Here is a 24,221-nt window from a genome sequence, read left to right as displayed (position 1 = left end):
CCCAGGTCACCGGGGCCGGCCTTTCGCGTGCGCCGTCCGGGAACCGCGGGGGTTGCCCCTCGACGGCGGCGACGGGCGCCCGCACGCGGGCGGCGTCCCCCTCACCGAGCCGTGAGCGGCGGCCCGAAGTCCCCGCGGGCGACGCCCGTGACGACGTCCCGCAGCCGCTCGACGTACAGCCGCAGGTTCTTGTGGGCGACGTCGGTGTCCGGATAGCGGCTCGCGAACCACAGGCCCTCGGGGAGCCGCGTCACCCAGGCGCACACCTGGTCGCCGTACGAGACCCGGAGCAGTGCGTACGCCGTCCGGTCCGGCCAGCTGTCGGCGCCGGGGACGTCACGGGCGTCGACGTACGACACGATCGAGTACAGGTCGGGCGAGGTCGGCCGGAAGTCGGTGCCGAGCAGGCGCAGCACGCGGTCGATCGGCATGCGGGACAGCCGCCGGTTGGCCTGGAGTTCGGCGCGGACGGTGGCGAGGGCGCTGGGGAAGTCGTGGGCCCGGTCCACCGGGACCTCGATCGGCGCGCCGCCCACGTACCAGCCGACGGACTCCGCCCACTGCGACCGCGACCGGGTGTGGAAGGGCACGACGGTGCGGTAGACGGGCTCGCCGCCGATCTCGTGGACGATCAGCGCGGTCGCGGCCAGCACCCCGACCAGGCTGCCGCCGTAGGGGCGGCAGTACGCCTCGAACGCGGCGGCGTCGGCCGCGTCCACCAACGGCTCGCGCAGCAGCCGCTGTTCGGGCAGCACGCCGTCGGGCCGGACCCCGAGGTCGACGGGGAAGGAGGGCAGCCGCCCGTCGCAGCGCCGGATGAACTCCCGCCAGCGGGCGACGATGTCGTGGTCGCCGTCGATGCGGTCCGCGTCCGCCCGTTCGGCCTCGCAGAAGTCGACGTACGAGCCGACCCGGGGGCGCGGCACGGTCCGCCCCGCCGCACCGGCGGCGTACAGCTCACCGACCTCGGCGGGGATGCGGTAGATGGAGTAGGCGTCGACGTTGCTGTGGTCGAAGGCCATGTAGACGCTGACGCCGTCGTCGCGGACGACCGCCGTGTAGATGAGGTTGGGCCAGCGCAGCGCGTCCGCGACGCGGTCGAAGCGGTCCTGGAGGTGCCTGGCGAGGTCCGCCGCGTCCGGGAAGTCGCCGACGTCCTCGCGGTGCAGGGCCACGGCGTCCGCGTCGAGCGTGAACCGCCGCATCGTGTCGCCGCTGTCGCCGCTCCACCGGAAACCGCTGCGCAGCGTCTCGTGCCGCAGCGTCCAGGCCCGCAACGCCTCCTGGAGCACGTCGAGATCGACCGGCCCCGGGATGTCGAAGGCGGCCCCGAGCCAGGTCGGCACGAACAGGCCGTCCTCGCGCACCGACCGGGCCGTCCGGATGTGCGACTCCTGGATGTACGCGGGCGGGCGCGCGTCCTCGGGCAGCGCCGCCGCGATGTCGAGCGTCGCGGGACTGAGCGTCCACTCGACGAGGCGCCCGGGCCGGATCTCGCAGCGCTGGATGTCGGTCATTCGCACGAGGAGGTCTCCGTTCGCAGATGTACAGACCCGACCAAGGGAATGCCGTCCGCGCGGCCGCGCACCCGCCGTGTCGGCACTGTTCAACGGAACGGATGGCCTCTCGAACGCCGATACGCCCCCGCGGCCCGTGCACCCTTCACCCTTCCCCCCTGCACCCTTCACGCCTCGCCCGTCACTCCAGGTACGCGTGCAGGGCGGCCGCCCCCGCCAGCATCGACCGCGTTCGTGCGGTGAGGGCCCGTCCGCGGGCCTCGACCGCCGTCCGCAGCGCCTCGCTGCTCCCCGCCCGCCGCAGGTCGTCGAGGACGGGCCGGATGTGGTCGAAGAGGTGGTGACTGCGGCGCAGCGCGCGCACCACCCGCGCGTCCCGCACGTCCGCCGGCCCGTAGACGCGGTACCCGGTGCCGCGCTCCCGCCCGGGCACCAGCAGCCCCGCCTCCTCCCACACCCGCAGTGCGGACGTCCGCACGCCGACCAGCGCGGCCACCTCGCCGATACGCAGGCCGCGCGGTCCGTGGCCTCCGTGCGGCTCGCGCGGTCCGTGGCGTCCGTCCGGCCCGTGCGGTCCGTGGCGTCCGTCCGGCTCGCCCGGTCCGTCGCCGGAACGGTCCGGTGGCGCGGCGGCATCCCGGCCGGCCAGCGCCTCCAGCGCCTCACCGGCCGCCCGCAGCGACACCCGCTCCTCGTGCAGCGCGGCGTGCGCGGCGTCCACCAGCGCCAGGGCACCGGCCACGTCCCCGTCGTGCACCGCCCGCATCACCCGCGTCGCCGTCACCGCCCCGTACCCCGGCTGCAACGCCCGGTACGTCAGCAGCGCGTCCCGGTGCCGCTCGCCGAACACCCGGTACCCGGCGTCGGTGCGTCCGGCCGGGGGCAGGACACCGGCGTCCTCGTAATTGCGGACCTGCTGCGTCGACAGCCCGGCCACCCGGGCCAGATCGACGGTACGCAGACGACCCTCGCGGTTGCTCACCGGGCGCAGCCTATGCGCGACGGGATTCCTCCCCGCAGACTCGCGACCACGGGCGAGGCCCTGGGCCGTGGCGGGGGAAGCCACGGCCCAGGGCCGTTCTGGGGAGGGAGCGGCCACTACCGGGCGTCGGCGACGCGGGCGGTGACGCTCTGGACCGCCTTGAGGGCGAGGTCGGGGCGGTCGGTGTGGATGTAGTGGCCGCTGCCCTTGGCGGTGGTCAGCTCGGCCCCGGTGGAGAGCTGCTGCCACTCCTGCTGGCCCTTGGCCCACATCTTCTCCAGGGCGGGACCGTACTCCGGGACCGCGGCGTACTGGGACTCGTGCTTGAGGATCTCGACGGGGATGTCCCCGGCGGAGTGGACCGGGCCGTCGGCGATGAGGAACTGCTCGGGGTTCTTGCCCTCGTTGGCCGCGATCGCGCCGTCCCGGACCTGGGTCGCACCGCCGGTCGCGTCGGCGGGGATGGCGCGGTTCATGTCGCGGGTGAGGTGGGGGACGGTGGCGTCGAGGAGGACCAGGCCCCTGACACGGTCCGTGTGGTCGGGGGTGTAGCGGGCGGCGATGTAGCCCCCCAGGGAGTGGCCGGCCAGGACGACGGGGCGGTCGCCCGCGAGGTGGTCGAGGAGCTTGGTGAGCAGGACGCTGGTGTCGTTGACGGTCTGGAGGGTGCCGGGGGCGGGCTTGTCGCTCCTGCCCTCGCCGAGGCGGTCGTAGGAGCAGACCCGGTCCGTCCCGCTCAGGGACTTCTGCAAGGCGCCCATGTTGCCCAGGCCCTCGCCGCCGCCCGCCATCAGCATCACCAGCGGCCGGTCCGCGTCCGAGTGGCCGGAGCAGGAGACGTTGACCGTGTGGCCGTCGACGTCGATCTTCTTCGTGCCGGTGAAGGAGGCTCCCGCGGAAGCGGTGGTGTCCTTCGCGTCGGAGTCGTCCTTGCCGTACTCCTCGTTCAGGACGAGTCCCGCGCCGGCCACGGCGCAGACGACGGCGATGGCGGCGATCGCCTTGGCGAAGGTGCGGAACATGGGGGGCCTCCAGCAGGCAAGGGTGGGGCAGGGACGCGGTGTTGGGGGAGTTCTCTCGGCCGTCCTGTGGTGCTCGGCGACTGATGAGGACTCTATGGATCCACCGGCCCCGGATCGTCACCCCGCGGTGGACACCTGCCCGTAGCTCCCTCGGGGGACAGCCGCGCCGCCGCGCGGCCCCTGCGCCCCGTCCGCGCCGATCGGACGCCGACACCCCCTAGGACTCGGTGCCGTACACCGTGATCGCGAGCCGGACGAACGAGCGGATCAGCGGGTTCGGGTCGGTCCGGGGCCAGGCCACCACCACCCGGCTCGGCGGCAGACCGGTCAGCGGGACCACGGTGAGCCCCTCCGCGGGCACGTGGTCGGCGAGGGTCATGCCGACCGTGCCGTTCCACAGCACGACCTGCTGACACTCCCGTACCGTGCGCACCACCGGCCCCGGCCGCGGCTCCCCGCCGTTCCAGTACGCCTGCCACAGCGGGTCCGTGCCCTCCGGGAAGCGGAACCAGCGGCGGTCGGCCAGCTCGGCCGGGCTCAGGCTCGCCCGGCCGGCCAGCGGATCGTCGGCGCGCAGCAGGGCGCCCACCGGGTCGGCGCGCAAGGTGTGCGTGCTCAGGCCGGTCGGGTCGAAGGGGCCGCGGGTGAGGGCCACGTCGACCAGCCCGGCGTGCAGCCCGCAGGTCGGGTCGGTCAGGTCGGTCTCGCGGACGGTGACCTCGACGTGCGGATGGCGCCGGCGGCAGGCGTCGGCCAGCCGGACCACGTCCGGATCGGTACTGTCGCCGAGGATGCCGACGGTCAGGCTCGCGGCACCGGCCGCGGCCGCCACGCGCGCGGGTACGCGGTCGGCCCGGTCGAGCAGGGCGCGCGCCTCGTCGAGCAGCACCGCGCCGGCCCCGGTCAGGGTGACGCCCGCGGAGGTGCGGTGGAACAGCGTGGCGCCGAGATCCGTCTCCAGCGCCCTGATCGCCCGGCTCAGCGGCGGCTGGCTCATGTGCAGCCGGACGGCCGCCCGGCCGAAGTGGAGTTCCTCGGCGACCGCCACGAAGTAGCGCAGCGTACGTAGCTCCATCCTGCGACGATACCCGTGCGGTATCGAGTGTGCGGAACAGGTCTTGGACGCTCCCGGTGCCCCGGCGGTGGAATCGGAACATGACCGACGCACCGCACATCCATGAGCGAGAGCCCGCCCCGCCGCGGCCGGGCACGGACCCCGCCGTCTCCGTCGTCGGACCGGACGACGGCGAGACGATCCTGCTGGGCACCACCCGCATGCGCGTCCTGGAGGACGGCAGCCACACCGGCCACCGCCTCGGCATGGCCGAGTCCGTGCTCGCCCCGCACACCCCCGGACCGCCCCAGCACCGCCACGCCCGGCACGACGAGGGCTTCTACGTCATCTCCGGCACGGTGCGGTCCACGGTGGGGGACGAGGACATCGACGCCACGGCCGGCACCCTCGTGATGGTCCCGCCCGGCGCGCCGCACACCTTCGCCAACACCACCGGCGAACCGGCCCGCATGCTCAGCACCTTCACCCCGGACCTGTACGTCCAGTACTTCCGCGACCTGGAGGAGCTGTACGCCGACGGCCGCACCCCCACCCCGCGCGACAGCCTCCGGACGATGAGCCGCTACGCGACCGAGCCCGCCACCGACTTCGCCCGGCCCCGGGGAGCCGGGTCGTGAACATCGCGTACTGGATCGTCGCCGGACTCCTCGCCGCCTTCTACCTCTACGGGGGCGCGCTGAAGGCGGTGCGCAGCCGGGACGCGCTCCGGCCGATGATGGCCTGGGTGGACAGCACACCGATGCCCGCCGTCCGCGCCATCGGCGTGCTCGAGGTGCTCGGCGCGGCCGGGCTGGTCCTCCCGCCGCTGACCGGCGTCGCGCCCTGGCTGGCCCCGGCCGCGGCCGTCGGGTTCGTGGTCCTCCAGATCGGCGCGACCGGGGTCCACCTGCGTCTCGGGGACCGGCAGATCGCCCTCAACCTCGCCCTCCTGGTCACCGCCGCCGTCACCGTCTGGCTCGCCGCGGCCCGGCTGTGACCCGGCGCCCGCCGTCAGTCGCGCGGCGGCGGAGCGCCCCGGGCCGCGTCCATGAGCCGGCCCGCTAGGTCCGCGACCAGGCCGCGCAGTTCGTCCGGCCGCTCGACGACGAACGGGCGGTCCAGCGACGCGAGGAGGCCCGGCAGCCAGTCGAGCCGTTCGGCCCGGATCTCGACCCGGCACCATTCCTCGCTTTCGCCCCCGCCCTCGCCTTCGTCCTCGCCGCCCGCCGCGGCGACGACGGCCACGCTGCGCGGCAGTCGGGCGCGGACCTCCTCGGCCGTCCCCCGGACCCGCACCGTGACCTCGTGCCGGTAGGGCGCGGTGGCCAGGGCCGTCAGCACGCGCTCCGCCGGACCGGGGCCCGGCGGCGGTTCGAAGGTGCCGGGCAGGACCCGCGCGCCGTCGATGCGGTCGAGGCGGAACGTCCGCTCCGCCCCGGCCGAGAGGTCCCTGCCCGTCACGTACCACCGCCCCGCGTGCGCGACGAGCCCGTACGGATACACGGTGCGTTCGCCGCTCCCGCCGCTCCCGCCGCTCCCGCCGCTGTCTCCACTCTCACCACTCCCGCCTCTTCCGCCGGTGTAGCGGATCGCCAGCGGACGGTGATGGCGCACCGCGTCGGCGACCGGGAGCAGGACGTCGGCCTCCGGGGCGGCGGACCCGGCCGGCGCGGTCGTGAAGGTGAGCGAGTCGAGCACCGCGTCCAGGCGGTGGCGCAGCCGCTCCGGTAGCACCCGCCGGACCTTCGCCGCCGCCGTCTCGCCCGCCGTGCCCGCCGCCGCCGTGATCCCCGTCCGCCGGCCGGCCACCAGGCCGAGGAGTACGGCCAGTGCCTCGTCGTCGGTCAGCATCAGCGGGGGCAAGCGGTGGCCGGGGGCCAGCCGGTACCCGCCGTAGCGGCCGCGCACCGACTCCACCGGGACGTCGAGGTCCAGGAGATGGTCGACGTACCGGCGCACCGTGCGCTCGCCGACGCCGAGCCGGTCGGCCAGTTCGGCCACGGTGCGCACCCCGCCGGACTGGAGCAGTTCGAGCAGGGTGAGGACGCGGGACACGGGACGTGACATGCCCGCAAGTCTGCCGCCGATACCGGCCGGATTGTGACCGGTATTGCTCCTAGCGTGGGTGCCGTAAGCACTGATCGGCCCCGGGAGGCACCCCATGAACCTCGTCTCGATCCGCGTCATCACAAGCGACATCGCCCGCCTCGTCGCCTTCTACGAGCGCGCCACCGGACTGCGCGCGACCTGGGCCACCGAGGACTTCGCGGAACTGCGCACGACCTCCGGCACCCTCGCGATCGGCAGCACCCGCACCGTGCCGCTCTTCGCGCCCGGCTCCGCCCACCCGGCCGACAACCGCAGCGCGATCCTCGAGTTCCTCGTCGAGGACGTGGACGCCGTGCACCGGAACCTGACCGGCTTCGTGGACGAGTTCGTCAAGGAACCCACCACCATGCCCTGGGGCAACCGCGCGCTCCTCCTCCGCGACCCCGACGGCAACCTGGTCAACTTCTTCACCCCGGTCACCCCGGCCGCCGTCGAGAAGTTCGCCGGCGTCGCCCGCTGACGGCCCCCGCAGTTCGTCCGCGTGATCACTTCGGTTGGGTGCGGCACGGGCATCGGTGGACCCGATCGCTGATACTTCGTAAAGAAATGCAAGTGAACGTGCAGGTTGTGGACGACATGGCGACTGGTTCTGACCTTGGAGTGAGAAACGCAGTGGGGAGACACGGGCCAACGCTATGGTCGCGCTTGTGAATCAAGCCGCCCCAGTGAAAAACCAGTTCGGGCACCGTGCCCGGCTTTCACTGTCTCCTGCAGGGGTCCGCGCGGTGGATGAACAGGCACATGCCGCCCGTACTCTGTGGAATCTCCTCCACGTTTGGTGGCGGATGATGCCGAGGGAGAAGCGGACTCTGGCGAAAGCCGACGCTGCGATCCGGCAGGCCCGCAAGGACATCGACTTCTTGGCCGACCTTCCCGCGCAGGCCGCTCAGGCGGTACTCAAGACGTACTTCCGGGCCTGGAAGAACTGCTGGGAGGGGCGCGCCGACGCGCCGGACTTCAAGGGGCGTTTCCGCTCGGTGATGTCCGTGGACGTCCCGCAGGGCCGGGACCTGCACATCACCCGCGTGCACCGCCGGTGGGGCATGGTCAATCTCCCCAAGGTGGGCCGGGTCCGCTTCCGGTGGACCCGAGACCTCCCGGTCGGCAACCGAGCCGATGCGCAGAACCGAATCACCGGGGCCCGACTGGTCAAGGATGCACTGGGCTGGCACATCGCCTTCCGTGTCCAGACTTTGGAGAACAAGCCCGAGCCGCATCAGGGGCCGGATGTCGGTATCGACATGGGCATCGCTGTGCCTCTCGCCCTCTCCAACGGCGAAACCTTCGAACACGGCGAGTGGCTCACAGAGAAAGAGAAGGCCAGGCTCCTGTACTGGGAGCAGCGCGCCGCGCAGCGCAAGAAACACCGGGGGCCCGGCGAACGCGCCAGCCGCCGACTGCAGCACACCTACGACCGGATCGCAGGACTCCGCGCGAAAGCCAAGCGCCGGGCCCTGGACTGGCAGCATCGCACGACCACCGCCATCGCCCGTAGCTACGGCACCGTGGTGGTCGAAGCACTCACCGTCACGAACATGGTCAAGTCCGGTAGAGGGACGATCGAGGCGCCGGGGAAGAACGTCGCGCAGAAGTCCGGGCTGAACCGTGCCATCAGCGGTGAGGCGTGGGGCCGCACGGTCACCTTGCTGACGTACAAGACCGCTCAGCGCGGGGGGATTTTGGTCAAGGTCCCCGCCCCCGGCACCTCCCAGCGCTGTTCGGTCTGCGGTCTCACCACACCGGGCAGCCGGGAATCCCAGACCATGTTCGTGTGCAAGAACTCGGCCTGCGGCTGGACGGGCAACGCCGACCACAACGCTGCCCGAAATGTTCTGCATCTGTACCGGGCGGGCCTTGCGCTCGTCCCGGCTGCCGGGAGGGCAGTCGTCAGGCGCGCCAAGCGCGTCAAGCCCGCTACCGCGAGGTAAGCAGGAATCTTTCGGCTTCGACCGGGAGAGCACTTCAACTCCAGTACTCCAGCGAGAACCGGACCAGGGCCGTTGGCCTTCTCCCGCCCCGGCCTGCGCGCCGTCGGCCGCACCGCGCCCGCCGCGCAGGTGTGGACCCACCTGACCGGCGTCTGCGACGGCCCCGCCCGCAAGCTGCGCCTGTACGTCAACGGCGTCGAGGAGGCGGTCGTCGAGGACACCGGCCCGGCCCCGGCCACGGGCCCCTTCGTCATCGGCCGCGCCTCCTTCGCCGGGCAGCCCCGCGACTTCTTCCCCGGCGCCATCCGCGACGTGCGGGCCTTCGACCGGGCGCTCGGCCCGGCGCGGGTCGCGAAGCTCGCGTGACCCCGCTGACGCGTGCTGACGGCGACTCATCAGCGTTCCGCAGGACAGCAGTTGGGGCGCTCGTGCTAAAGATGTAGCTTCCAGGAGTGGCCGCGGCACCCGCACGGAGCACGCGGCGCCGGCGAACGGGGAGAGAGTTGAGCGGGGAAGCCGGATCCGGCCTCACGGGCAGTGGTGCCGAACCGTTGGAGGACGACGACCCGCGCCGGATCGGACCGATCCCGCTGCTGGGCCGGCTCGGGGCCGGCGGCATGGGCCGCGTCTATCTCGGCGTCCACGAGGGCCGGTACGCGGCCGTCAAACAGGTGCTGCCGTCGGTCGCCCGGGAGGACAAGGACTTCCTGCGCCGCTTCGGGCACGAGCTGGACAACCTGGCCCGGCTGCCCGAGGAGGCGACCGCGCCGCTGCTCGCCGGGGACCGGCAGGCCCGGCCGCCGTGGTTCGCCACCGCCTACGTGCCCGGCCTCACCCTGCGCGAGGCCGTCGACCTGCACGGGCCCCTGCCCGCCGAGGCGTTGTGGCTCATCCTGCGGGAGGCCGCCACCGGGCTGGCGGCCGTGCACGCCCTGGACATGGTCCACCGGGACCTGAAGCCGTCCAACGTCATGCTGACCCTCGACGGCCTCACCCTCATCGACTTCGGCGTCGCCCGGGCCGCCGACCAGAGCCAGCTGACCAGGACCGGCATGGTGGTGGGGACCCCCGCCTACATGTCGCCCGAGCAGGCCTCCGGGAAGCGGGCGTCCAGCGGCGTCGTCGACGTCTTCGCGCTGGGCTCGGTGATCGCGTACGCGGCGTCCGGCCGCCCGCCCTTCGGCGACGAGTCCGGGCACGCCGTGCTGTACCGCATCGTGCACGAGGAGCCCGACCTCCAGCCGCTGCGGGACCTGGACCCGGAACTCGCCGACGTCGTCGCGTCCTGCCTGGACAAGGACCACGAGGGCCGGCCCACCGCCGCCGAACTCGTCGAGCGCGCCGCGGCACACGGCCCGTCGGCCGCCACGCCGTGGCCGCCGGACGTCACCGAGCAGCTGGCCGAGCGTGCCGCCTTCGCCGCCCGGGACCCGGAGCCCGTACCCCTGCCCGAGCCGGCCGAGCAGATCAATGAGGCCGAGGAGGCCAAGGAGGCCAAGGAGGCCGAGGAGGCCAAGGAGGGCGAGCCGGCCAAGGCGGCGCCCGCCGCGCCGTCCGTCCCCGTGGTCACGGGCGGCCGGCCGGAGAAGCGGGAACGGCGGACCCGTACGAAGGTGCTGGCGTTCGTGATCCCGCTCACCGTGACCGGGGCGACGCTCGGATTCACGCTGCTGCCGTACGTGATGGACGACGCGGACCGGGACGGGAACGCGGCCGCGCCGCCCGCGGCCACCGGGGCGGCCACCCCCGGTCCGGCCGGCTCCACCACCGGCTCGACCGGCCCGAGCGCCTCCGGATCCCCGAGTCCGGACGGCGGCAAGAAGAAGGATCAGGACAAGGGCGAGGACGCGGACAAGGACGCGGGCAAAGGCAAGGGCGAGGAGAGCGGGAAGGGCGGCGGGAGTGGGAGCGGGGACGCGGCCGCCGCCGTTGGGGCGTCCGGCGGCGGTTCGGACTCCGGCGGCGCCTCCGGCTCGGGCGGATCCTCCGGCGCGGGAGGGTCGTCCGGCGCGGGTGGCTCGTCCGGCTCGGACGCGTCCGCCGGGGCCGGAAGCGGGTCCGGGGAGAGCGGGGCCGGCGGTGACGGCTCGGACGACGGCGGGTCCGCGTCGGGCAGCTTCATGCTGAAGAACGGATCGAGCGGGAAGTGCATGTACGTCGGCACCCCCATCGACGACGGCGCCTGCTCGGGCGACATCGCCGTCTTCCGCTTCCAGAGCACCTCGGGCGGGGCCTTCAGGATCCTCAACGTGGGCACGGCCCAGTGCATCCACTCCAGGAGCGCGAACGCCTGGCTCGTCAAGGACAGCTGCGGCTCGTTCGGAGGAGAGTGGCGGGAGGGGGCGGACGGCTCGCTCAGGAACCTCAACACCGGTGGCTGCCTCGACCTCAACCGCCGGGCGTCCATGATCGGCCTCACGACCACGACGTGCACCGGCTCCGCCTCGCAGCGCTGGACCAGGACCTAGCTCCTGGCCTGCGGCCCCGGTCCTACTCCTTGCCCCGGTCCTGGTCCTTGCCCCGGTCCTCGTCCTTGTCCCGCTCGTCGTCCTTCTCCAGGGACTTCAGGAACTCGGGGTTGTCGTCGGGCGCCACCCACTGCCGCCGACCGCCGCCGCCCTGCCAGGGCGAGGAACCGGCCGGCTGCCGCTTCTTCCCGGCGATGATCCAGGAGATCGAGCCGACCAGCGGGAAGAGCAGCACGAGGATCGCCCACAGCGGCTTGGGCATGTGGCGGATGTCGGCATCCTTGGTGCTGATGCAGTCGATGAACGCGTAGACGCTCAAGGCCAGTGGGACGAGGAACATCAGCACCCGGAGCATGGGCCTCTCCAGCTCAAGCGAGGGGTGGGGACGCGTCACGGCCCCCAGGTACAGGGCCAGGGTAGCCGCTCGGGGATACTGGACCGCATGGCTTACGACGATCTTCGCTCCCTGCTCAGGGCGCTGGAGCGCGAGGGCGACCTCAAGCGCATCAAGGCCGAGGTGGATCCGTACCTGGAGGTCGGGGAGATCGTCGACCGGGTGAACAAGGCGGGTGGCCCGGCGTTGCTCTTCGAGAACGTGAAGGGCTCCGACCTGCCCCTCGCGATGAACGTCTTCGGCACCGACCGCCGCCTGCTCAAGGCCCTCGGCCTCAAGGCGTACTCCGACATCTCGGACAAGATCGGCGGGCTGCTCCGCCCCGAGCTGCCGCAGGGCTTCATCGGCGTGCGCGAGGCCTTCGGCAAGCTCGGCGCGATGACGCACGTACCGCCGAAGAAGGTGAAGCCGGGCAGTGCGCCCGTCCAGGAGGTCGTCCTCACCGGCGACGACGTGGACCTGGAGCGCCTGCCCGCCCTCTTCACCTGGCCGGACGACGGCGGCTCCTTCTTCAACCTGGGCCTCACCCACACCAAGGACCCGGAGACCGGCATCCGGAACCTGGGCCTGTACCGCCTCCAGCGCCACGACAAGCGCACCATCGGCATGCACTGGCAGATCCACAAGGACAGCCGCAACCACTACCAGGTCGCCGCCCGGCGCGGTGAGCGGCTGCCGGTCGCGATCGCCTTCGGCTGCCCGCCCGCCGTGACCTACGCCTCCACGGCCCCCCTCCCCGGCGACATCGACGAGTACCTCTTCGCCGGGTTCCTCCAGGGCAAGCGGATCGAGATGGTCGACTGCAAGACCGTCCCGCTCCAGGTCCCGGCGCAGGCGGAGGTCGTCATCGAGGGCTGGCTGGAGCCCGGCGAGATGCTCCCCGAGGGCCCCTTCGGCGACCACACCGGCTTCTACACCCCGCAGGAGCCCTTCCCCGCCCTGAAGATCGACTGCGTGACGATGCGGAAGCGCCCGCTGCTCCAGTCGATCGTGGTCGGCCGCCCCCCGACGGAGGACGGGCCCCTCGGCCGGGCCACGGAGCGCTTCTTCCTCCCGCTCCTCAAGATCATCGTCCCGGACATCGTGGACTACCACCTCCCCGAGGCCGGCGGCTTCCACAACTGCGCGATCGTCTCGATCGACAAGAAGTACCCGAAGCACGCCCAGAAGGTGATGCATGCCATCTGGGGCGCCCACATGATGTCCCTGACCAAGCTGATCGTGGTCGTCGACTCCGACTGCGACGTCCACGACCTGCACGAGGTCGCCTGGCGGGCGCTGGGCAACACGGACTACGGCCGTGACCTCACCGTCGTCGAAGGCCCGGTCGACCACCTCGACCACGCCTCTTACCAGCAGTTCTGGGGCGGCAAGGCGGGCATCGACGCGACGAAGAAGCTGCCCGAGGAGGGGTACACCCGCGACGGGGGCTGGCCGGACATGGTGCTGTCCGACCCGGAGACGGCGGCGAAGGTCGACCGCCGCTGGAAGGAGTACGGACTGTGACGTCGGCTTCCGCCGCCCTGCCGCAGCAGCCGGGGCGCACCAAGGCGTTCCTGCGCCTGGTGATGATCGAGCACTCGGTGTTCGCGCTGCCCTTCGCCTACATCGCCGCGCTGACCGCGATGTACGAGTGGGACGAGAACATCCACTGGGGCCGGCTGCTCCTGGTCACCGTCGCCATGGTGGGCCTGCGCACCTTCGCGATGGCGGTCAACCGGATCATCGACCGCGAGATCGACGCCCGCAATCCGCGCACCGCCCACCGCGAGCTGGTCACCGGCGCCATGTCGGTCAAGCACGCCTGGACCGGCGCGCTGATCGCCCTGATCGTCTTCCTCGGCGCGGCGGCCCTGCTCAACCCGCTCTGCCTGGCCCTGGCCCCCGTCGCGGTGATCCCGATGGTGGTCTACCCGTACGGCAAGCGGTTCACGAACTTCCCGCAGGCCATCCTCGGTCTCGCCCAGGCCATGGGGCCGATCGGCGGCTGGCTGGCGATCAGCGGCGAGTGGTCCTGGGAGGCCGTGATCCTCGGCCTCGCGGTCGGCATCTGGATCGGCGGCTTCGACCTGATCTACGCCTGCCAGGACGTCGAGACCGACCGGCAGGTCGGCGTGAAGTCGGTCCCGGCCCGCTTCGGCATCCCCGCCGCCATCTGGGGCGCCCGCGCCTGCCACACGGTCACCACGGCCCTGTTCGTCTGGTACGCCGTCGCCACCGACGCCGGTGTCTTCTTCTGGCTCGGCCTGCTGATCGTCGCGGGCGCGTTCCTCTACGAGCACACCATCGTCCGCCCCACCGACCTGACCCGCCTCAACAGGGCGTTCTTCAGCGTCAACGGCTTCATCGGCATCGCCCTGTTCGGGTGCGCGCTGCTGGATCTGCTCGTACGGGGCCTCACGGTCTGAAAACCCTGAGCCTGCGACTAGGCTCGGCATCATGAAGCCAGGACAGACGCAGCGCGTGCCTTGGATCGTGGGGGTGTCCGGGGCCTCCGGCACCCCGTACGCCGCCGCGGTGCTGCGGGCGCTGCTCGCCGCCGGTGAGAGCGTCGACCTGGTGGTCAGCCGGGCCTCGCGGCTCACCCTGCTCGACGAGACCGGCATCTCCTTCCGCGACGCCCACTGGCGGCACGACCTGCGCGAATGGCTGGCCCGCGGAGCCGACGGCAAGCCCGGCACCTTCGACGTCGACCTCGACGGCGACCGGGTACGGCACTGGAGCGCGGGCGACCTCGCGGCCGGGCCGTCCTCGGGGTCGTACCCGACGAAGGGCATGCTGATCGTGCCCGCGTCGACGGCCTGCGTGGCCGGTGTCGCGCTCGGGCTGTCCAAGGACCTGCTCCAGCGCACCGCGAGCGTCACCCTCAAGGAGCGCCGCAGGCTGGTCGTGGCCGTACGGGAGACCCCGCTGGACGGCCGGACGCTGCGGCACCTGGTGACCCTGGACGACGCCGGCGCGAGCGTGGTGCCCGCCTCCCCGGCCTTCTACGCGGGGGCGACGCACATCCAGGACCTGGTGGACTTCGTCGCCGGACGCGTCCTCGACGCGGCGGGCGTCGGGCACGGCCTCTACCGCCGCTGGCGCGGCGACCTCGGCGGGGCCCGCCCCACCGACTGAGCACCAACTCCCCCCACACGGTTGTTACCCACATCTTCAGAACTCTTCAGTGGAAGGCTTCGATCGCATGGACGCGGTGGACAGGCAGCTCATCCAGGCCCTGAGGGAGAACGGCCGGGCCTCCTACGCGGAGCTGGGGCGCCTGGTCGGACTCTCCGGACCCAGCGTCACCGACCGCATCAACCGGCTGGAGGCGGCCGGGGTCATCACCGGCTACCGGGCCACCGTCGACGCGGCCTCGCTCGGCCTCGGCGTCACCGCCCTGATCGGCGTCTCGCTCTCCGACGCCGCCGACCACGAGGACGTGGCCCAGCGTCTCAAGGAGCTGCGGGAGATCGAGGACTGCTGGTTCATCGCCGGCGACGACTCCTACATGCTCAAGGTGCGCGCCGCCGACGTGGACGGCCTGGAGAGCATCATCCGGCGCCTGTCGGGCACCAAGGGCGTGTCCCGCACCCGTACCACCATCGTTCTCTCCACCAAGTGGGAGAACCGGGTGGGCGAGCTGCCGGAAGAGGTCCAGTAGCCGGGGCGTACCGTTGACCCGTCTGTCTCAGAAAGAGGTATCGCATGGACGCCGGGCTCAAGCGCGAGCTGGAGCAGAAGGTCCGCTCCGGTGAGCGGCTGACCCGCGAGGACGGCATCGCGCTGTACGAGTCGGACGATCTCGCCTGGCTCGGCGGACTCGCGCACGAGGTGCGGACGCGGAAGAACGGCGACGTCGTCCACTTCAACGTCAACCGCCACCTCAACATGACCAACGTGTGCACCGCCTCGTGCGCGTACTGCTCCTTCCAGCGCAAGCCGGGGGAGAAGGACGCGTACACGATGCGCATCGAGGAGGCGGTGAAGCTCGCCAAGGCGATGGAGGGCGAGAACCTCACCGAGCTGCACATCGTCAACGGCCTGCACCCCAACCTGCCGTGGCGCTACTACCCGCGCTCGCTGCGCGAACTGAAGGCCGCGCTGCCGGACGTCTCGCTGAAGGCGTTCACGGCCACCGAGATCCACCACTTCGAGACCATCTCCGGGATGTCCGCCTCCGACATCCTGGACGAGCTGATCGACGCCGGTCTGGAGTCCCTCACCGGCGGCGGCGCGGAGATCTTCGACTGGGAGGTGCGGCAGCACATCGTCGACCACCGCACCCACTGGGAGGACTGGTCGCGCATCCACCGCCTGGCGCACGAGAAGGGTCTGAAGACCCCGTGCACCATGCTCTACGGCCACATCGAGGAGCCCCGCCACCGCGTGGACCACGTGCTGCGCCTGCGTGAGCTGCAAGACGAGACGGGCGGCTTCCAGGTCTTCATCCCGCTGCGCTACCAGCACGACTTCGTGGACATGAAGGACGGCAAGGTCCGCAACCGCCTCCAGGCGCGCACGCAGATGGCGACCGGCGCGGAGGCCCTGAAGACCTTCGCCGTCTCGCGGCTGCTCTTCGACAACGTCCCGCACGTCAAGGTCTTCTGGGTCATGCACGGCGTCCAGACCGCCCAGCTGGCCCTCCAGCACGGCGCGGACGACATGGACGGCTCGGTGGTCGAGTACAAGATCACGCACGACGCGGACGACTTCGGCACGCCGAACAAGCTGACGCGGGAGGACCTGCTGGACCTCATCCGCGACGCCGGCTTCCGGCCGGTGGAGCGGAACACGCGGTACGAGATCCTCCGGGAGTACGAGGGTCCCGACCCGGCGCGCCGGGAGGCGCCGCAGCCGATGCGGGTCTGACACGGGGCGGTTCGGTTCTCCGCCGGGTGCGGGCCGATGGGGGCCATTCGCGCCCGGTGGGGGCCGTTCGCGCAGTTCCCCGCGCCCCTCAGCGGCGGCTCCGCCGCCCCGCCCCGCTCTCCGCGAGGCCGCAGCCGCATGCCGGGGCTGCCCCCTGCACAGGGACGCCACCAGACCGTCTGGGCTGCCCCTTGCACACGGACGCCACCCAGACCGTCTCCGGCGCCGGCCTCGACCCGGCGGACGCATACGTCGCACTCGCGTAATGGTTACCATGGCCAGGTGTCCCTTACCTTCACTTTCGATCCGGCCGTCACCCCCGACCTCCGCGACGGCATCCTCGACCTGTGGACCGACGTCTCCAACGCCGGCGGCTCCGTGGGCTTCGTGCCGCCGGTGACCCGCGAGGACATCCGCCCCGAGCTGGTGAAGCACATGGTGGCCATGGCCGAAGGACGTACCCGTCTGCTCGTCGGCCACGACGAGGAGGGCCGGGTGGCCGCCACCGCGTTCCTCGCCCTGAACACGCACCGGCTGATGCGGCACTGGCTGTGGCTCTACACCGTCATGGTCCACCCGCGCCACCAGGGCCGGGGCTACGGCCGCGACCTGATGGCCGCCGCCGCCGACGCCGCCCGCACCTGCGACGGCATCGAGGCCATACGTCTCACCTGCCGCGGCGGGCTCGGCCTGGAGCGGTTCTACGAGTCCTGCGGCTACAAGGAGGTCGGCCGGGTCCCGGGCGCGATCCGGGTCGCCCCCGGCGACGACCGGGACGACGTCTTCCTGCTGCTGCCGCTCGGCTGACCCGTGGCCGATGCCCGGCCGACCCCCCTGCAAGATCGGCGATCCGGCATGTTTCACTGGGCAGTGCCTCTTTGTGCCAGAAACGGAAGAGTGGATTGAGATGCTCCGCTACACGCTGATGCGCCTCGGGATCTTCGCAGGCTGCCTCGTGGTCGTCTGGGGGCTCGTCTATGCCGGGGTGTTCCCGCGCGGTCTGGGCGACTCCAACGGCATGTGGATCCTGCTGCTCTCCCTGCTGATCTCCGCCCCGATCAGCTACGTCGCGCTGCGCAAGGAGCGGGACCGGGCCTCGGTCCAGGTCGTGGGCCGGGTGGACCGCATGAAGGCCAACCTGGAGGCCAACCGCGGCCAGGAGGACGGCGCCGACGACACGGCGCGCGCCCAGGGCCAGACCTCGTAACGTCCGTCACGTACGTACGCCGCCCCGGATTCCGATTTGACCGGAAACCGGGGCACTTTGCGTTTTGCGGGCAGTGGCGTACTCCTGCCTCTCAAAGTATGGCTTTGAGTGTCTCAAAGCATGGGTGTTAAAGTCGTGTGCATGAAGCAAGCAGCCGCGCCCACCACACCACAGCGCCTCGCGCTCGTGGCGCGCCTGCACGTGGACCTCTGCCGGTGCGCGTCCGCGAACTGTCGCCCCTGACGTTCCCCCCTCACCAGTCGTCCCCACGTCAGCTCAGCGCGTCCCATCCCGCGTCCCGTCCCCCTACGGAGCATGTCCGTGTCTTCACCCGTGTCCTTCACGAAGTACCTCAAGGTGCCCTTCTGGGCCCAGATACTCGGCGGCCTCGTCCTCGGTGTCCTGCTGGGCTGGCTGGCCCGCAGCCAGGACATATCGTGGCTGGTCACCACCCTGGAGAAGGTCGGTGACACCTTCATCGGCCTGCTGAAGCTGGCCGTCGCCCCGCTGGTCTTCTTCGCGATCCTCGTCTCGATCACCAACCTGCGGAAGGTCAACAACGCGGCCCGCCTGGCCTCCCGCACCCTCCTCTGGTTCATGATCACGTCGCTGATCGCGGTGGCCATCGGCCTCGTCATCGGCCTGGTCACCAACCCCGGCTCCGGCACCGGCCTCACCCCGGCCGACGGCGCCAAGCCCGAGCACACCGGTTCCTGGATCGACTTCCTGACCGGCATCGTGCCGACCGACGTGATCACGCCGTTCACCGAGCTGAACGTCCTACAGATCGTCTTCATGGCCGCCGTCGCCGGCATCGCCGCCCTCCAGCTCGGCGAGAAGGCCCAGCCGATCCTGAACCTGAGCGAGTCGATCCTCGAGCTCCTCCAGAAGGCCCTGTGGTGGGTCATCCGCCTCGCCCCGCTCGGCACCGTCGGCCTCATCGGCAAGGCCATCGCCACCTACGGCTGGGACCTCATCGGCAAGTACGCCACCTTCACCGCCGACATCTACGTCGGCTGCGCCCTCGTGATGTTCGTGGTCTACCCGACGCTGCTCGCCACCGTCGCCAAGGCCAGCCCGCTCCAGTTCTTCAAGGGCGCCTGGCCCGCCATCCAGCTGGCCTTCGTCTCCCGCTCCTCGGTCGGCACCATGCCGCTGACCCAGAAGGTCACCGAGCGCCTCGGCGTCCCGAAGGAGTACGCCTCCTTCGCCGTGCCGTTCGGCGCGACGACCAAGATGGACGGCTGCGCCGCGATCTACCCGGCGATCGCCGCGATCTTCGTCGCGCAGATCTTCGACATCCAGCTCGGCGTCGGCGACTACCTGCTGATCGCCTTCGTCTCGGTGGTCGGCTCCGCCGCCACGGCCGGCCTCACCGGTGCCACGGTCATGCTCACCCTGACCCTGTCCACCCTGGGCCTGCCCATGGAGGGCGTCGGCCTCCTCCTCGCCATCGACCCGATCCTGGACATGATGCGGACCGCGACCAACGTTGCTGGCCAAGTTGTCGCACCGTTGATCGTGTCGGCGCGTGAGGGCATCCTCGACCGGGACAAGTTCAACAGCGTGGCCTCGGGGCCCGTTGACGTCGAGGAACCGCAGGCTGTGCCGGTCGCTGCCTGACTGCTGGCTGGCAGCACAGTTGACGCCCCGCGCCAGTACCTGGTGCGGGGCGTGTTTGTGATCTTGCTCAGAGCTCAGCTCGTATGGTTGGGAGAGGAGTGGTCCCTGGGGGAGAGGCCTCAGGTGTTCGCCAACCGTGACGTCGGTCGAGCCACCACGCCCATGCTTTGATCTCGCCGTGGCCGGCCCCTTCACCGATGCGGAGCCGCTGGCGTCGCTACGGACCTGGCGGAGAATCAGGAGGAAGCACGTGGCCAGCGGGGCGTCCATGACCGGTGAGCCGATACAGCCGCTTCCTGAATGGATCTCCGAGATCCTCTGCCGATGGGTGCCGCCCAAGGACTTCGACACTCGCATGACGGCTGTCATCGACAGCTACCTTGCCGACCGAGTCAAGCGGGAGACTCCGGCGAGTCCTCATGCTCTGCGCCGACCGACGTGATCTTGATGGACGTGATCTCCGGCGGCTTGCGCCTGCCACGGCCGATGCTGAAAACCTCGACGTGGTCGATCACGGACGCCACGATGGCGCGACGGCGTTCGAGGTTCTCGGGCGCGTCATCCTTCCAGACCGCAAGAGCATCGGTTTCGACACGGGACCGACGGAAGGTCGCTGTCGCCTCGCGTGTGCGCAAGGTCTGAAACTCTGCGCGTAGGTGGGTCAAGGAGTCGAAGTAGTCTTCGTCCTCCATCTGCCCCTCCTTCCAGCGGCCTCGGAGCGCTCGGATACGGCTCTCCAGCACACTGATCTGGCCCGTGAGGTCCTCCGTCTGTGCCTCTTCCTTCTGCGGCATGCGGGACAAGAGCGCAGCCTCAATCACCTCATGGAGCCGCTCCTCGATCCACTCGTACTTGCGGCTCACCTTGCCGCATCCCAAGCTTCCGTGCTGACCTCGCTGGCCCGAGTGACAGAACGTCCGTCGAAAGGTTCGCCCCTGGATGGTCGCCCACTGGACGCGCATGGCGGACCCGCAATAGCCGCACCGCAGGAATCCGGAGTACAGGTGCTTCCGCTTGCCCGACCCCTGCCCCGCCGGTGTGGCTCGCCCATCGAGCAGAGTCTGAACGTTCTCCCACTGCTCGCGAGTCAGCGGGGCGCCGTAGACGCTGTCCCCGATGTCCTGCCCTTTGTAGGTGACGATCCCCCCGGTCCGCTCCGAGCGATACACACGCTTCACCGACTGGATGGTCCACGCGCCACCGTGTGGCGTCTTTGAGCCCTTGGAACTCCAGTACCGGGCCACATCACCAGGTGTCTTCGGCTTGCGGTCCATCAGCATGCGATAGCCGTCGCGGATGAGCTCGGTCTCGCCTTCGTCCAGCTTCTGGAAGTGCGACCCCTCCTTGAAGCCAAATTGCCGCAGCCCGCCGGCATGCGGTTTGCCCTGCTCCCTACGCTGCAAGAGGGAGTTGTTGACGCGCTCCGACATGCGCTCGGTCTCCTGTTGAGCCACCGCGCCCTTGATCGTCAGGATCATGCGGCCGTTGGCTGTCGCGGTGTCCTCGCCCTCCGTCGTGGCGAACGCGAACCCATGTTCCTTCTGCTCTTCGAGGAAGCTGGTCAGCTCGCTGATCCGGCGCGTCAGGCGGTCGATGGAGTAGACGACGATGCCATCGATGAAGCCGTCTCGTGCGTCTCTCAACATCTCCGTGTACTGAGGGCGGCGACGCTTGCTTGTGGTCGACGCCGACACGTCGTTCTCTGGGTAGACCTTGAGGACTCCCCACCCCATGCGTTCGCACAGCTCCCGGCACGCCTTCTCCTGGCGTTGGATGCCGAGTTCCTGACCTTTGCGGTCCTTGCTGATTCGTACGTAGATGCCTACACGCTTCGGCTTGGCCATGCCCCACCCCTGGTCACGTGTGAGATGGCTGTGCTTTCTACAACGTGCATACATAGAGCACGGTTACGACCATGGCAGGACAGGCTCTCGTGCCGGTCATCGTCTCGGCCCGCGAGGGGCTGCTCGACCGCGAGGCGTACGACGAGGCGCACGCCTCGCCGATCGACGAGCCCGAGCGGGCGAAGCAGGACGCGGAGCCGGTTCCGGTGGCCGCCTGACACTCGGTGTCTCCGCGGTGTTCCGGGTGTCGGCGTCGCGCTGACGTCCGGAACACCGCCGTGCGGACCGTACGCTGATGCGCATGGGTGCTGGGAAGACCAAGCGGATGCCGCGTGCGGTCCGCGAGCAGCAGATGCTGGACGCCGCCGTGAGCGTCTTCGGCCGGCGCGGGTACATGGCGGCGTCGATGGACGAGATCGCCGAACTGGCGGGCGTGTCCAAGCCGCTGGTGTATCTGTACCTGAACTCGAAGGACGACCTCTTCAGCGCCTGCATCGGCCGCGAGGCCCGCGCCCTCACCGAGGCGGTGCGGGCCGGCGTGCGTCCGGGGCTGGCCGCCGACGGGCAACTCTGGTCGGGCCTGCGGGCGTTCTTCGACCACACCGCGCGGCACCCGGACGCCTGGCGGATGCTGCACCTGCACGCCCGTACGCACGGCGAGCGGTTCGCCGCCGAGGTCGCGGCGATGCGCGAGGAGATCGTCGCGTTCGTGACGCAGCTGATCGCCGCCGCGGCGCGCGACGCGCACCGGGACCCGCACCTGCCCGAGGGCGAGGTCGCCGGCCTGGCCGAGGCGCTGGTCGGCGCCGCCGAGTCGCTGGCCGACTGGGCGGGCGCCACCGAGGGCGTCACCGCGAGGCAGGCGGCGGCGACGTTGATGAACTTCGCCTGGGCGGGCCTGGGCGACCTGATGACGGGGCGGCCGTGGTCCCCGCCGGAGGGCGCCGAGCCGACGCCGGATGCCGGGCCGGTGCCGGATGCCGAGCCGGTGGCTCAGGCCGCCGGGTAGGGTCCCACCTCGCCGGACAGGTGCAGCCGCCGTCCTCCGTCGCCGCCGCGCAGCTCGAACCGGCCGTCCTCGGCCCCGTACGTCACCGTCCCCGGCAGCAGCACCGGCGCCCGGAAGTGCGCCCGCACGACGGCCGCGTCCGGGGTCCCGTGCTCGGCGAGGCACCGGGCCACCGTCCACATGCCGTGCGCGATGGCCCGCGGGAAGCCGAACAGGCGGGCGGTGAGCGGGTGCAGGTGGATCGGGTTGCGGTCCCCGGAGGCGGCACCGTAGCGGCGTCCGACGTCACCGGCCAGTCGCCATTCGGCGCGCGCGGGGAGGGGGTCCCGCTCTCCCGCGGGGGTGTCCCCGGCGGCGGGGTGCCGGGCGGTGGTGCGGTGCCGGGCCAGGTAGGTGCTGCGGGACTCCCACACGAGGTCGGCCCCGGTCCGGACCTCCGTGACCACCGTCGCCTCGGTGCCGCGCCGGTGCGGTGCCAGCCCCTCGACGTACACGGTGAGTTCGTACGCGGCGTTCGCGGGCAGGGCGGCGTGCCGGGTGATGCCGATCGACGTGTGGACGAGCCCGAGCAGGGGCAGCGGGAAGTCGCGGGCGCTCATCAGGCGCATGGCCAGCGGGAAGCCCAGCACGTGCGGATACGTCGGCGGCAGCGCGTCCGCTCCGGTCGGGAACCCGCACGCCCGCTCGTAGGCGGCCAGCCGTGCGAGGTCCACGCGCAGGCCGGGCAGCACCAGCCGGGTGCGGGGGAAGTCCGCGTCCGGGCGGGGGCGCCTGAGGGGCGACAGCAGGGCGCCGCGGGCGAGGAGCGGAGCGAGGGCGGGGACGCCGGTCAGGGTGCTGGTGGTCGGGGCGGCGGTGGTCATCACGCCCCCAGCAGGCTCTGGCCGCAGACCCGTACGACCTGGCCGTTGACCGCGCCGGAGGCCGGGTGCGCGAGCCAGGCGGTGGTCTCGGCGACGTCCACCGGCAGGCCGCCCTGGGCGAGGGAGTTCATGCGGCGGCCGGCCTCGCGGATGAAGAGGGGGACCGCTGCCGTCATCTTCGTCTCGATGAATCCCGGCGCGACCGCGTTCACCGTCACCCCGTGTCCGGCGAGCGCGCGCGGCGCGAGGGAGCGGACCAGGCCGACGATCCCGGCCTTGCTCGCGCCGTAGTTGGTCTGGCCCGCGTTGCCCGCGAGCCCGGCGATGGAGGCGGTCGCCACGATCCGGCCGCCCCGGTTGACGGCGCCCGCGGCGAGCAGTGCGTCCGTGGTGCGCAGGACGCTCGCGAGATTGACGTCGAGAACGGAACTCCAGCGTTCGGCGGGCATGTTGACCAGGCGCCGGTCGCGGGTGACGCCCGCGTTGTGGATCAGGACGTCGAGCCCGCCGGGCAGCGCCGCGGCGATGCGCTCGCCCGCGTCGGCGGCCGTGATGTCCAGGGCGAGTGCGGTGCCGCCGAGGCGTTCGGCGGCCCGGCGGGCGGCGTCCTCGGCCTGCGGCACGTCGAGCACGACGACCTGGGCGCCCTGCCCCGCCAGCGTCTCGGCGACGGCCGCGCCGATGCCGCGAGCGGCGCCGGTGACCAGGGCGGTGCGCCCGGCGAGGGGGAGGGTCCAGTCGTCGGGGCCGGTGCCCTCGCCCGCCGCCCCCACCTCGATCACCTGGCCGCTGACGTAGGCGGAGGCGGGGGAGAGGAGGAAGCGGAGGGTGGACTCGGCGGGAGCCGCGTCGGTGAGCCGCACGAGGTTGACCGTCCTGCCCCGCCCGATCTCCTTGCCGAGTGAGCGCGTGAAGCCCTCCAACGCCTGCTGGGCGGCGGCCTGGTGGTGGTCGGCCGGGTCGAGCGGGGCGCCGAGCACCACTACGCGGCCGCTCGCGGCGACGGACCGTATGACGGGGTGCAGTGCGGCGTGCACCTCGGCGAGCGCGTCGACGTCCCGTACGCCGGTGGCGTCCAGGACGACGGCGGCGGGCCGGCCGTCCTCGTCCCGGGGCAGGCCCGTGCGGGCCAGGACGGGCGCGAGGTCGAGCTCGGGCTTGCCGGCGGTGAGGTGCAGCAGACCGCCGTCGAGCGCGTCCCGCCGCAGGGCCGCGGGCTGCGGCAGCCCGAGCCGGCGGGTGAGGAAACGGCCGGGTGCGGTGCCGGTGAAGCTGAGATAGCGGTCGGCCATGTCTGTCTCCCAGGCGGCGGATGGGGGTCCCCCCGCGCGAGCGTGTTCGAGCGTG

General features: G+C 71.6%; 25 protein-coding genes and 1 pseudogene. 17 read left to right on the top strand and 9 right to left on the bottom strand.

Annotated elements, in window-relative coordinates; all coding sequences use genetic code 11:
• Nucleotides 1-101: 101 nt before the first annotated feature.
• The 4 genes from B9W62_RS16550 to B9W62_RS16535 all read right to left on the bottom strand — a co-directional run bounded on the left by B9W62_RS16550 (nt 102) and on the right by B9W62_RS16535 (nt 4,596).
• The gene (locus B9W62_RS16550; protein WP_087807884.1) at nt 102-1,523 is read right to left on the bottom strand and encodes a condensation domain-containing protein; all 1,422 of its coding nucleotides are present in this window, start codon (nt 1,521-1,523) and stop codon (nt 102-104) included.
• Between the two features lie 175 nt (nt 1,524-1,698).
• Complete coding sequence (locus tag B9W62_RS16545; protein WP_087807883.1) at nt 1,699-2,499, bottom strand: MerR family transcriptional regulator; 801 nt, start codon at nt 2,497-2,499, stop codon at nt 1,699-1,701.
• Nucleotides 2,500-2,615: 116 nt separating this feature from the next.
• Nucleotides 2,616-3,521 (bottom strand): alpha/beta fold hydrolase, encoded by a 906-nt coding sequence (locus tag B9W62_RS16540; RefSeq protein WP_087807882.1) that lies wholly within the window; start codon nt 3,519-3,521, stop codon nt 2,616-2,618.
• 217 nt (nt 3,522-3,738) lie between these two features.
• Complete coding sequence (locus B9W62_RS16535; protein ID WP_087807881.1) at nt 3,739-4,596, bottom strand: LysR family transcriptional regulator; 858 nt, start codon at nt 4,594-4,596, stop codon at nt 3,739-3,741.
• Nucleotides 4,597-4,676: 80 nt separating this feature from the next.
• On the opposite strand from B9W62_RS16535, the gene B9W62_RS16530 reads away from it, so the two are divergent.
• Nucleotides 4,677-5,213: a cupin domain-containing protein gene (locus B9W62_RS16530; RefSeq protein ID WP_179235515.1), complete on the top strand. Its 537-nt coding sequence runs from the start codon at nt 4,677-4,679 to the stop codon at nt 5,211-5,213.
• Entirely contained in the window at nt 5,210-5,572 is a 363-nt protein-coding gene (locus B9W62_RS16525) for a DoxX family protein (protein ID WP_087807879.1), read from the top strand. The genes B9W62_RS16530 and B9W62_RS16525 overlap by 4 nt, the downstream gene beginning before the upstream one ends.
• A 14-nt stretch (nt 5,573-5,586) precedes the next feature.
• Here the strand turns inward: B9W62_RS16525 and B9W62_RS16520 are convergent, their stop codons facing one another.
• Nucleotides 5,587-6,642 carry a helix-turn-helix transcriptional regulator gene (locus tag B9W62_RS16520; RefSeq protein WP_087807878.1) on the bottom strand — a complete coding sequence of 352 codons (1,056 nt, stop codon included), beginning with the start codon at nt 6,640-6,642 and terminating at the stop codon, nt 5,587-5,589.
• Nucleotides 6,643-6,736: 94 nt separating this feature from the next.
• On the opposite strand from B9W62_RS16520, the gene B9W62_RS16515 reads away from it, so the two are divergent.
• From B9W62_RS16515 to B9W62_RS16500, 4 genes are all read left to right on the top strand, one after another.
• Nucleotides 6,737-7,144 (top strand): VOC family protein, encoded by a 408-nt coding sequence (locus B9W62_RS16515; protein ID WP_087807877.1) that lies wholly within the window; start codon nt 6,737-6,739, stop codon nt 7,142-7,144.
• Between the two features lie 241 nt (nt 7,145-7,385).
• Complete coding sequence (locus B9W62_RS16510; RefSeq protein ID WP_373433738.1) at nt 7,386-8,612, top strand: RNA-guided endonuclease InsQ/TnpB family protein; 1,227 nt, start codon at nt 7,386-7,388, stop codon at nt 8,610-8,612.
• A gap of 72 nt (nt 8,613-8,684) precedes the next feature.
• The gene (locus B9W62_RS16505; protein ID WP_256976436.1) at nt 8,685-8,978 is read left to right on the top strand and encodes a LamG-like jellyroll fold domain-containing protein; all 294 of its coding nucleotides are present in this window, start codon (nt 8,685-8,687) and stop codon (nt 8,976-8,978) included.
• A gap of 137 nt (nt 8,979-9,115) precedes the next feature.
• On the top strand, nt 9,116-11,080 hold the full coding sequence (locus tag B9W62_RS16500; protein ID WP_087807875.1) for a serine/threonine protein kinase: 1,965 nt from the start codon (nt 9,116-9,118) through the stop codon (nt 11,078-11,080).
• 22 nt (nt 11,081-11,102) lie between these two features.
• On the opposite strand, the gene B9W62_RS16495 is transcribed toward B9W62_RS16500, so the two are convergent.
• Nucleotides 11,103-11,435: a PLD nuclease N-terminal domain-containing protein gene (locus tag B9W62_RS16495; protein ID WP_087807874.1), complete on the bottom strand. Its 333-nt coding sequence runs from the start codon at nt 11,433-11,435 to the stop codon at nt 11,103-11,105.
• A gap of 87 nt (nt 11,436-11,522) precedes the next feature.
• Between B9W62_RS16495 and B9W62_RS16490 the strand changes: the two genes are divergently transcribed.
• From B9W62_RS16490 to B9W62_RS16455, 9 genes are all read left to right on the top strand, one after another.
• A complete protein-coding gene (locus B9W62_RS16490) occupies nt 11,523-12,980 on the top strand; it encodes a menaquinone biosynthesis decarboxylase (RefSeq protein ID WP_087807873.1) in 1,458 nt (485 codons plus the stop codon).
• A complete protein-coding gene (mqnP, locus tag B9W62_RS16485) occupies nt 12,977-13,882 on the top strand; it encodes a menaquinone biosynthesis prenyltransferase MqnP (protein ID WP_087807872.1) in 906 nt (301 codons plus the stop codon). Before B9W62_RS16490 ends, mqnP begins: the two co-directional genes overlap by 4 nt.
• Before the next feature lie 55 nt (nt 13,883-13,937).
• The gene (locus B9W62_RS16480) at nt 13,938-14,594 is read left to right on the top strand and encodes a UbiX family flavin prenyltransferase (protein ID WP_087807871.1); all 657 of its coding nucleotides are present in this window, start codon (nt 13,938-13,940) and stop codon (nt 14,592-14,594) included.
• A gap of 67 nt (nt 14,595-14,661) precedes the next feature.
• The gene (locus B9W62_RS16475; protein WP_007443788.1) at nt 14,662-15,120 is read left to right on the top strand and encodes an Lrp/AsnC family transcriptional regulator; all 459 of its coding nucleotides are present in this window, start codon (nt 14,662-14,664) and stop codon (nt 15,118-15,120) included.
• Between the two features lie 44 nt (nt 15,121-15,164).
• On the top strand, nt 15,165-16,328 hold the full coding sequence (gene mqnE / locus B9W62_RS16470) for an aminofutalosine synthase MqnE (RefSeq protein WP_007443789.1): 1,164 nt from the start codon (nt 15,165-15,167) through the stop codon (nt 16,326-16,328).
• Nucleotides 16,329-16,610: 282 nt separating this feature from the next.
• The gene (locus tag B9W62_RS16465) at nt 16,611-17,135 is read left to right on the top strand and encodes a GNAT family N-acetyltransferase (RefSeq protein WP_087807870.1); all 525 of its coding nucleotides are present in this window, start codon (nt 16,611-16,613) and stop codon (nt 17,133-17,135) included.
• A 100-nt stretch (nt 17,136-17,235) separates the two neighbouring features.
• Nucleotides 17,236-17,535 (top strand): DUF4229 domain-containing protein, encoded by a 300-nt coding sequence (locus tag B9W62_RS16460; protein ID WP_003974452.1) that lies wholly within the window; start codon nt 17,236-17,238, stop codon nt 17,533-17,535.
• 141 nt (nt 17,536-17,676) lie between these two features.
• The gene (locus B9W62_RS41215) at nt 17,677-17,778 is read left to right on the top strand and encodes a putative leader peptide (RefSeq protein WP_309546884.1); all 102 of its coding nucleotides are present in this window, start codon (nt 17,677-17,679) and stop codon (nt 17,776-17,778) included.
• Between the two features lie 72 nt (nt 17,779-17,850).
• Nucleotides 17,851-19,158: a dicarboxylate/amino acid:cation symporter gene (locus B9W62_RS16455; RefSeq protein WP_087807869.1), complete on the top strand. Its 1,308-nt coding sequence runs from the start codon at nt 17,851-17,853 to the stop codon at nt 19,156-19,158.
• A 392-nt stretch (nt 19,159-19,550) separates the two neighbouring features.
• Here the strand turns inward: B9W62_RS16455 and B9W62_RS16450 are convergent, their stop codons facing one another.
• Nucleotides 19,551-21,002: a recombinase family protein gene (locus tag B9W62_RS16450; RefSeq protein WP_087807868.1), complete on the bottom strand. Its 1,452-nt coding sequence runs from the start codon at nt 21,000-21,002 to the stop codon at nt 19,551-19,553.
• Nucleotides 21,003-21,061: 59 nt separating this feature from the next.
• Between B9W62_RS16450 and B9W62_RS39600 the strand changes: the two are divergent.
• Together B9W62_RS39600 and B9W62_RS16445 are read left to right on the top strand one after the other, a co-directional pair.
• Nucleotides 21,062-21,220, top strand: a pseudogene (locus B9W62_RS39600) (dicarboxylate/amino acid:cation symporter); the annotation flags it as partial.
• An 83-nt stretch (nt 21,221-21,303) separates the two neighbouring features.
• Nucleotides 21,304-22,011, top strand: a complete 708-nt coding sequence (locus B9W62_RS16445) for a TetR/AcrR family transcriptional regulator (RefSeq protein ID WP_087811938.1) — start codon at nt 21,304-21,306, stop codon at nt 22,009-22,011.
• On the opposite strand, the gene B9W62_RS16440 is transcribed toward B9W62_RS16445, so the two are convergent.
• Together B9W62_RS16440 and B9W62_RS16435 are read right to left on the bottom strand one after the other, a co-directional pair.
• Nucleotides 21,996-22,874, bottom strand: a complete 879-nt coding sequence (locus tag B9W62_RS16440; protein ID WP_087811939.1) for a MaoC/PaaZ C-terminal domain-containing protein — start codon at nt 22,872-22,874, stop codon at nt 21,996-21,998. The genes B9W62_RS16445 and B9W62_RS16440 overlap by 16 nt on opposite strands.
• Nucleotides 22,874-24,166, bottom strand: a complete 1,293-nt coding sequence (locus B9W62_RS16435) for a 3-oxoacyl-ACP reductase (protein WP_087807867.1) — start codon at nt 24,164-24,166, stop codon at nt 22,874-22,876. The genes B9W62_RS16440 and B9W62_RS16435 overlap by 1 nt, the downstream gene beginning before the upstream one ends.
• Nucleotides 24,167-24,221: the final 55 nt, after the last annotated feature.

Origin of the sequence: Streptomyces sp. CS113 (genome assembly GCF_002188365.1) — a bacterium.
GTDB classification, from domain to species: Bacteria; Actinomycetota; Actinomycetes; order Streptomycetales; family Streptomycetaceae; genus Streptomyces; species Streptomyces tendae.
Note: the sequence above shows the minus strand (reverse complement) of the source record. Positions and strands in the feature narration are given on the sequence as shown.

Coding starts and splice junctions, on each gene's coding strand:
- B9W62_RS16540 (WP_087807882.1), bottom strand. CDS start 3,521: ATGTTCCGCACCTTCGCCAAGGCGATCGCCGCCATCGCCGTCGTCTGC.
- B9W62_RS16535 (WP_087807881.1), bottom strand. CDS start 4,596: ATGGAGCTACGTACGCTGCGCTACTTCGTGGCGGTCGCCGAGGAACTC.
- B9W62_RS16530 (WP_179235515.1), top strand. CDS start 4,677: ATGACCGACGCACCGCACATCCATGAGCGAGAGCCCGCCCCGCCGCGG.
- B9W62_RS16520 (WP_087807878.1), bottom strand. CDS start 6,642: ATGTCACGTCCCGTGTCCCGCGTCCTCACCCTGCTCGAACTGCTCCAG.
- B9W62_RS16515 (WP_087807877.1), top strand. CDS start 6,737: ATGAACCTCGTCTCGATCCGCGTCATCACAAGCGACATCGCCCGCCTC.
- B9W62_RS16495 (WP_087807874.1), bottom strand. CDS start 11,435: ATGCTCCGGGTGCTGATGTTCCTCGTCCCACTGGCCTTGAGCGTCTAC.
- B9W62_RS16490 (WP_087807873.1), top strand. CDS start 11,523: ATGGCTTACGACGATCTTCGCTCCCTGCTCAGGGCGCTGGAGCGCGAG.
- B9W62_RS16475 (WP_007443788.1), top strand. CDS start 14,662: ATGGACGCGGTGGACAGGCAGCTCATCCAGGCCCTGAGGGAGAACGGC.
- mqnE (WP_007443789.1), top strand. CDS start 15,165: ATGGACGCCGGGCTCAAGCGCGAGCTGGAGCAGAAGGTCCGCTCCGGT.
- B9W62_RS16460 (WP_003974452.1), top strand. CDS start 17,236: ATGCTCCGCTACACGCTGATGCGCCTCGGGATCTTCGCAGGCTGCCTC.
- B9W62_RS41215 (WP_309546884.1), top strand. CDS start 17,677: ATGAAGCAAGCAGCCGCGCCCACCACACCACAGCGCCTCGCGCTCGTG.
- B9W62_RS16455 (WP_087807869.1), top strand. CDS start 17,851: ATGTCCGTGTCTTCACCCGTGTCCTTCACGAAGTACCTCAAGGTGCCC.
- B9W62_RS16450 (WP_087807868.1), bottom strand. CDS start 21,002: ATGGCCAAGCCGAAGCGTGTAGGCATCTACGTACGAATCAGCAAGGAC.
- B9W62_RS16445 (WP_087811938.1), top strand. CDS start 21,304: ATGGGTGCTGGGAAGACCAAGCGGATGCCGCGTGCGGTCCGCGAGCAG.
- B9W62_RS16440 (WP_087811939.1), bottom strand. CDS start 22,874: ATGACCACCGCCGCCCCGACCACCAGCACCCTGACCGGCGTCCCCGCC.
- B9W62_RS16435 (WP_087807867.1), bottom strand. CDS start 24,166: ATGGCCGACCGCTATCTCAGCTTCACCGGCACCGCACCCGGCCGTTTC.